The sequence below is a fragment of the Frankia sp. Cppng1_Ct_nod genome (assembly GCF_920656135.1).
Lineage (GTDB): Bacteria > Actinomycetota > Actinomycetes > Frankiales > Frankiaceae > Protofrankia > Protofrankia meridionalis.
The window spans coordinates 1-5,438 of the sequence record NZ_CAKKTK010000133.1; the positions used below are offsets into that span (position 1 = coordinate 1).

The following is a 5,438-nucleotide window of genomic DNA, read 5'->3' on the forward strand; positions in this document are numbered from 1 at the left end:
AGTGATGGCGTTTGAGAGTGTGACGGCCGCTGACCAGTACGCGAGGTTCGCTGCGGCGGTCGGGCCTGTGAGATTCGCCGAGAGTACGGAACTGGCCGTTGCCGTCGGCCAACACCCGCCGATGGTATTAGGCCAATTTGTGGTAATGGACGGTTACAGTGTAACCAGTGTTTGCGCCCGCTCGGGAAGGTCGATTGTCGGTGGACGGGTGCGGGCTCCATCTCCCCGACTTCCTTCCGAATGAGAAACATATCCTCGGTCGCTCCAGTCGCTGAGATTCCTGGTTTGTTCTGGCGCCAACCGGCCAAAATCACAGCTGGTGTGGTCGATGCGGTGAAGGTCGCTCCCGCCGTGCACGGCGTGGTGCTGGGTTCCACGCTCGGTGGTGTTGTAGTCGTTTCGGGGACTGCGTGGGCCGATTTTGTCGCTGCGGTGAAAGCCGGAGAGTACGACAGCCTCATCTAGCATTTTGACGTCGACACCACCCCGAATTTCTCCGACGACACCGAATTTTCCGGGTCGGTTCGGTTGACAGGACGGAAAGGAGAGACCGTGCACGATCTGATCGCTAGCCCATTTTTGGATTACTACCTGATACTGCGTCCGGATAGCGACCGGGGGGTGAAAATCTCGTATAGGAAATACTGCGAGCTTCAGCAGGCTGCCGCCACGGTCGATGTCGCCCCGGAATGGCTTGTGGACGCGGTTCAACGTTCGTGGGGGTTTAACCTTACCGGACGCTCCGTGAGGGATACTGTTCTCGTGCGTGCCTCGTCATCCTACGGGTACGGTCGCGCTTCGTATGAACTGAATCTGGGCTGCAATTACGATTGCGAACACTGTTATCTCGGTCTGAAGAAGTTCGAGGGGCTGGATTGGCCCGACCGAGAACGGCTACTGTATGCCATGCGTGACGCCGGGGTGCTGTGGCTTCAGCTCACCGGCGGCGAACCGATGATCGACAAATTGTTTACGAAAGTCTACAATTTAGCGTATGAAATTGGAATGATGATCAGTATCTCCTCTAACGGATCAAGGCTGTCGAACACAAAGATTCTCGATCTTCTTACTTCACGCCGTCCATACCGGCTCACTCTCAGTGTTTATGGAGCCACTGCGGAGAGCTATGATGGGTTAACGCGACGGCGCGGATCATTTGCGGCTTTCACTCGGGGCCTGCTTGCTGCGCATGAGGCTGGTCTGCCGATCGCCTTGAGCCTGGTTGTCGCACGCCAGAATGCCCACGAGGTAGATCAAATGAAGGCTATGGCAGAGCGTTTAAAAATACCTTACGCAGTATACACAAATATGTCACCGACGATCTACGGTGGTCCGGAAAGCCTGCCGACTCAGGCAGAAGAGCATCTGCGTAAACGGAAAGTCTTCACCGGCTGCAACGCCGGACATACATTCTTTCACGTTGATCCGCATGGTATGGCCTCCATCTGCAAAGTAGGTCGCGATCCTCAAATCTCACTGATAGACGAAGGAGTCGAAGGATTAAGCCGTCTCGGCGGCATTGCCGACTCCCTGTTGCTTCGCCAAGGAGGCTGCTCCGGCTGCACCTTGAGCGGCACGTGTGGCACGTGCATGCCACTTGCCACGCTGTACCGCAAGGCGAAGGCGCCACTGTCCATGTATTGCCAGCATTGAAAGGAGGTAGCCATGACAGCTGTTCTTGTGGAAATCGCGCTCGGACCCGCCGTGGATGACGAGATCGTCTTCCTCGACGACGTGAACGCGCTTGTAGAATCATCGAAGTGCAGTTGCAACGCCGGCGACGACGTACCGTACTAGTCGACTAGAGGCCGGGCCGCTGCGGTAGCCAGAATACTGGAGCGGCCCGGCCCGTTACCCATGGGGAAATAAGTGTCGATGCCGCGTATCCACTGGAATGATCTTTCTGAGGCTATCCGCAGCGTCATCCAAGAATATACTGGTCCTGTTCTGGACGCAGATACCGCTTCGGGTGGGGTCAACTCCGGGATTGCCGTAACATTGTGTACGCCAACGCAAAAAATTTTCGTCAAGGGTATGCCCTCCGACCATCGACAAATCTACACACAGCAACGAGAGGCGGCGATTAATCCTTATATCCTTCATATCGGGCCAAAGGTGCTCTGGCGGGCTGAGGCTGGAGGTTGGAATTTCTTAGGGTTCGAACACATTGAAGGGAGACACGCCGATTATTCACCAGAATCTCCCGATCTTTCCAAAATTGCCGAAGTTGTGCGGCTGCTCGGACAGATTCCATGCCCTGAACTTCCCCTGAAAAACGTTGAACAACGCTGGGATAGCTACGCGGACAAGCCGACGTTCAAGTTTTTTGCGGGCGACTGTCTGCTACACACGGACTTCGCACCCCACAACATGTTGATCGATAGTGACGGCAGGGCACACCTTATTGACTGGGCTTGGCCTACCCGAGGGCCAGCATGGGTCGATGTGGCTATTCTCATCGTTCGGCTGATTGACGCCGGTCACACCCCTGGGGAGGCTGACGCCTGGTCACGACAATTCTCGTCCTGGCAGAGCGCTTCCGTGGAGGCAGTCAACGCGTTCACAGTAGCGAACTACCGAATGTGGCAAGAGATCGCGCAGAACGATCTCCAGCCATGGAAGATACAGATGGCGATGGCGGCAAAACGGTGGTGGAACCACCGTTTCTCATGACCTGCATACCGCGGCCGAGAAGGGATTCAGATTCCTTCTGTAGGGTGGACTGCTCAGGCTTGGGCGGTGGTGATCGTGCCGGCACGGAGTCGTATCGGCGGGTTGAGGAGCTTCGCTGCTGCCTGCTTGATCAAATCGGGGATGTGGGTAGCGTCGGTAAGGCGGCTGGTGGTGATGACCTCCCGGTGTGTGACCGGGAGGTGGAGTGTCTGCATGCTGCACTACTGGCGGTGATGGCGTTACGGTCGGATGATCCCGCAAGTGTTCCGGGGAATTGGACGATGAGGGAAGCTGCCGCGTATCTCGGTGGGCAGGCGGAGATGGTGAGGCGGGTTGTGGTGACTGTTGCGTCTGCGTGGGGGTGTTGCTCGGCTCTGTAGATCGCGGCTGCGTGTTGCCAGGTCCGTAACTTTCAGATCGCGGTGGTCAGGCGGCGCCGTCCCGCTCGACGCAAGACCCTTGCCGTCTGCCGTGTCTGCCGTGAAGGCATCCAGTTTCGAGACCATTGCGCCACCGCGGTCTACGTGGTTCAAAACGTCGCCTGACTGTCGATGGCGGGTGGCTCAGCCGGGCTTCGGCCTCGTTCCGATTACGCCTGCCGCCTCCCACGCGGCGAGTTGGGCGTCGGAGTGCCCGAGGAGGCCGCCGAGGATCTCGTGGTTGTGCTCGCCCAGCAGCGGAGGGGTCCTTCGGTGTACGGGCGGGTGGGGTCCGCCGGAGAACAGGATGGGGTAGCCGGAGTGGGTCGCCGAGCCGACGACCTTGTGGCCGGCGAGCTCCTCGAAGAAGCCACGGGCCTGCAGTTGAGGGTTGGAGTCCAGCAGGGCGCCGTTGCCGACGACCGCGGCTGGCACGCCGTGGCCGACGAGGAGGTCTTCGACCTCGGCGGCCCGGCGCCCGGACGTCCAGGCGTTGATGGTCCCGTCGATGGCGTCGTGCCGGGCCCGGCGCTGGTCGCGGCTGTTCAGACAGTCCCATCCAGACGGCTCACCGAGGGCTTTGCGGAGCCCGTGCCACTGCGGTTCGGTCTCGACCGAGACCGCGACCCAGGTGTCACCGCCGGAGTCCGCGCAGAGGTACAGCCCTTGCGGTGCCGCCGTGGGGCTCCGGTTCCCGTCCCGCTCCAGGAGCGCCCCGTAGGCGCTGAACTCGGCGTACTGCTCGGCGCAGATGTTCAACGCTCCGCCGAGCATCGGTGCTTCGATGAGAGAGCCCTCTGCGGTACGCCGGCGGTGTTCGAGGGCCAGGAAGATCGCGATCGTCGCGTGTGAGCCCGCGAGTGGGTCGCCGACGGAATTGGCGAACTGTGGCGGCGCGTCGGGGTAACCCGTCATCCAGGCGATGCCGGAGACCGCCTCGATGGTCTGCGCATAGCCGGATCGGTCCCGCCACGGGCCGTCGGAACCGAACGCCGGCAGCCGCGCGTAGATGAGGTCGGGCCGCGCGGCCTTCAAGACGTCGTAGGTGAGGCCCCACGAGGTCATGACGCGGGGCGTGAAGTTCTCCACGAGGATGTCCGAGTGGGAGACGAGCTCGAGGAGCAGCTCCCTGCCCTCCGCACTACCGAGGTCGAGGGTGATGCCCCGCTTGCCCGCGTTGCCACCGTGGTAGCTCGGGCCTGTCTCCCACCAGAGGTCCTCGCGGAACGACCTGGCGCCGCGCATCCTCATGCCGTCCGGTCGGGACACGGACTCGACCTTGATGACGTCGGCGCCGAGCAGGGCGAGTACGTAGCCGACGATGGGTCCTGCCCAGAACGCGGCGAGGTCGCAGACCCGCAGGGTCTCGAAGGGGAGCGCCGCCCGGCCGGTCCCCCTGGCCGGTTCTCGCGGGCTACAGGTGGCCCTGGCCTTCGCGGTGTGTTCGCCGAGGGTGGGCGCCGGCGCGAAGTCACGCAGCTGGGGGCCGCCCCGCGGGAAGCGGTAGGGATGATCGGGTTGGCCGAAGCCGCCGCGGGGGTTTGTCGTCATCAGCCCGTTGGCCGCTACGTGGTCGAACCGCGGTGTGAGTGCACCGTTGCCGACAGGGGCGACCGGCACGCGCAGCGCCTCGGCAATCTCGATGACCTCGTCGGTGGTGTGCCTCGTCATCCAGTCGGCGATCACGGGCGCCAGCTCGTCCCGCCGGCTGATCCGCTGTTCGAGGCGGATGAGGCTCTCGTCGTCCAGCCAGTCCGCCCGCTCGACCATCACGCAGAAGTCGAGCCACTGCTGACCGGTCACGACCATGAACGCCACCCAGCCGTCCTTGGCGCGCTCGATGCCAGGGAAGTTGAGCAGGCGGCGGGTATACGGCGGGACGCCGGCGATGCTGAGGTAGTTGACCTCGTACATGGTGTGCGTCAGCACGATCGACTCGAGCATCGACAGGTCGAGGAGCTCACCCTGGGCGGTGCCGAGGCGTCGGAGGTAGGACGCGAGGAGGCCGACCGCACCGATCATGCCCGACAGCCACTCACCGGTCCGCCCGCCGACGCAGACGGGTGGCCGGCTCGGGGTGCCTCGTGCGAACACACCGCCCGAGATGGCCTGGAGCGTGAATTCGGTGGCCGGCCGGCCGACCCACGGGCCCGCCAGGCCGAAAGGCGTGATCGACAACACCAGGGCGGCCGGGTTGAGCTCCCGCAACCTGGCCGGGCTCATGCTGGCGGCGAGTTCGGACCCGGGTGACCAGACGATCGCGTCCGCCCAGCGGACGAGGTCCGGTGCCTCCACGAGGGTGGGCACGGTGGACTGCTTGGACGCGGCGAGGACCTTGAACAGAGC

Annotated in this window: 5 protein-coding genes; 3 read left to right on the forward strand and 2 right to left on the reverse strand. The window is 62.5% G+C overall.

The annotated features are described in order from the left end of the window. The first annotated feature begins 552 nt into the window (after nucleotides 1–552). The 3 genes from NBW77_RS21585 (at nucleotide 553) to NBW77_RS21590 (ending at nucleotide 2,673) form a co-directional block, all read left to right on the forward strand. Entirely contained in the window at nucleotides 553–1,653 is a 1,101-nt protein-coding gene (locus tag NBW77_RS21585) for a radical SAM protein (RefSeq protein WP_175324614.1), read from the forward strand. A gap of 12 nt (nucleotides 1,654–1,665) precedes the next feature. Continuing rightward, on the forward strand, nucleotides 1,666–1,797 hold the full coding sequence (locus NBW77_RS22190; protein ID WP_284346979.1) for a hypothetical protein: 132 nt from the start codon (nucleotides 1,666–1,668) through the stop codon (nucleotides 1,795–1,797). Nucleotides 1,798–1,875: 78 nt separating this feature from the next. Continuing rightward, on the forward strand, nucleotides 1,876–2,673 hold the full coding sequence (locus NBW77_RS21590) for a phosphotransferase (RefSeq protein ID WP_131744732.1): 798 nt from the start codon (nucleotides 1,876–1,878) through the stop codon (nucleotides 2,671–2,673). 53 nt (nucleotides 2,674–2,726) lie between these two features. Here the strand turns inward: NBW77_RS21590 and NBW77_RS21595 are convergent, their stop codons facing one another. Both NBW77_RS21595 and NBW77_RS21600 read right to left on the reverse strand, forming a co-directional pair. Further along, entirely contained in the window at nucleotides 2,727–2,888 is a 162-nt protein-coding gene (locus NBW77_RS21595; RefSeq protein WP_165485731.1) for a hypothetical protein, read from the reverse strand. Nucleotides 2,889–3,236: 348 nt separating this feature from the next. After that, the coding region (locus NBW77_RS21600; protein ID WP_250280249.1) for a CaiB/BaiF CoA-transferase family protein at nucleotides 3,237–5,438 on the reverse strand (2,202 nt) is incomplete at its 5' end.

Excerpts from the sequence above, each read along its gene's own strand:
- NBW77_RS22190 (WP_284346979.1), top strand. The coding sequence starts at position 1,666 with ATGACAGCTGTTCTTGTGGAAATCGCGCTCGGACCCGCCGTGGATGAC.
- NBW77_RS21590 (WP_131744732.1), top strand. The coding sequence starts at position 1,876 with ATGCCGCGTATCCACTGGAATGATCTTTCTGAGGCTATCCGCAGCGTC.
- NBW77_RS21595 (WP_165485731.1), bottom strand. The coding sequence starts at position 2,888 with ATGCAGACACTCCACCTCCCGGTCACACACCGGGAGGTCATCACCACC.